Raw genomic sequence first — 523 nt, 5'->3', positions numbered from 1 at the left:
AATAGCGTCATGCACTGTCCCATCGCCCTTGGCAGATCAGGCAACCCGAAAGTTACGAGAACACCATCAGGGCATACGACAGGCTAGGTACCCCGGTCAAGAAAATATCAACCACTGAAGCCTAGGGTAATAACCACCAAGCCAGGGTACTCAAGAAAATATCAGAAGCCAGGTGCATGCATCATTATATATTTTTGGGTTATGATAATGATCCTTCCGCAGGTTCACCTACGGAAACCTTGTTACGACTTYTMCTTCCTCTAAATGATAAGGTTTAGTGGACTTCTCGCGACGTCGCSGGCRGCGAACCRCCCACGWCGCCGCGATCCGAACACTTCACCGGAYCATTCAATCGGTAGGAGCGACGGGCGGTGTGTACAAAGGGCAGGGACGTARTCARCGCRAGCTKATGACTYGCRCTTACYAGGAATTCCTCGTTGAAGACCAACAATTGCAATGATCTATCCCCATCACGATGAAATTTCTAAGATTACCCGGGCCTGTCGSCCAAGGCTATAGACTC

The 523-nt window shown here is 49.8% G+C and carries 1 rRNA gene; it reads right to left on the bottom strand.

What is annotated here, in order from left to right:
- Positions 1-200 precede the first annotated feature (200 nt).
- Positions 201-523 (bottom strand): 16S ribosomal RNA (locus tag DZ860_RS25355); the annotation flags it as partial.

The sequence above is a fragment of the Vibrio sinensis genome, from assembly GCF_003605645.1.
Classification (GTDB): Bacteria; Pseudomonadota; Gammaproteobacteria; order Enterobacterales; family Vibrionaceae; genus Vibrio; species Vibrio sinensis.
Note: the sequence above shows the minus strand (reverse complement) of the source record. Positions and strands in the feature narration are given on the sequence as shown.